At 71.3% G+C, this 1,116-nt stretch carries 1 pseudogene; it reads left to right on the forward strand.

From position 1 onward, the window contains the following. Window positions 1–90: 90 nt before the first annotated feature. Window positions 91–1,116 (forward strand): annotated as a pseudogene (locus AB0L34_RS34210) (hypothetical protein); the annotation flags it as partial.

Raw genomic sequence — 1,116 nt, forward strand, 5'->3', positions numbered from 1 at the left:
AACGGCACGGTCCTCTTCCTCGACCCGCAGTCGGGCGCCGTCGCCGACCGGCCGCTCTACCACCACAGCGGTCGCCCGTTCGAGGGCAACGTGGTCGGTGTCGACGCGCTGGTGCTCGGCCCTGACGGACGGCCGATGCCGCTCACCGGCCGCCCGCCCGGCACGTTCAACGTCCTGCCCGAGCCCTTACCCCGCCCGGCGCCGCCACGCCTGCCCGAGCCGCCGCCGGCCGACGACGGGAACGCGCCGGACTTCAATCACGTCCACCTGCTCGGCGAGTCCACCACTTTCCACACCCGGGCGGACGCACCCCCGCCGGGCAGCGCGCCGCCCGTCGAGCCGCAACCCGACCGGGTACGCGAGGAACACCGGCAGGCGCACGCCGACCGGATAGCCGGCGGGCTCTACGTACGCGACGTGCTCGCCGAGAGCGGAAGCCTCGACGCGGCCTTCGCCGCCGGGGTGACACCCGTGGAGCTGGCGCAGGCCGCCGACGCGCCGACGCTGCGGCGGCTCGCACCCGGGCTGGACGATGCCGCAGCGGCCGACCTCAGCCGGTTGTTCGCCGACCCGCGCGTGCAACGGATGCTCGACCAGAGCTGGGAGGCGCCGCCGCGACGGGAGGAGTTGCTGGCCGAGACGCTGGTACGGCAGCTCGCCGAGCGGCCCGACCTGGTCCGGATGATCCTGGCGACACCGGAACTCGCGAACTCGCTGACCGCGCGACCGCTGACCCTGCATCACCTGGCCAGCCACCAGCAGGCCATCGACGTGTTGCAAGACGTGCTGGCGGATATCGAGAGAGACGGACCCGAATCGCAGATAGCGGCGGACGACCCGAAACCTCCTCCCACTCCACTCACCGCTGAGCAGCGCAGGCTGACGTGGGATCTGGCTTCCCGGCGCCAGCCGGCCGGACAGGACGGCTTCGACAGGAGCAGAAAGCGGGATCCGGTCTATGTCGCTGCGTACGTCAATGAACTGCGTGCCGAAGCGGCCGTAGCGCAGGCGGAACTGAACACGATCGCCACCACTCTGGCGGGCGAGAGGGGAAAGCCCGGCTGGCGTAACGAGCCCAAGGGTGATGAACGGGTGCGGGACAAACTGGTCGAGTAC

Source organism: Micromonospora sp. NPDC052213, from assembly GCF_040679695.1.
Taxonomy (GTDB): Bacteria; Actinomycetota; Actinomycetes; order Mycobacteriales; family Micromonosporaceae; genus Micromonospora.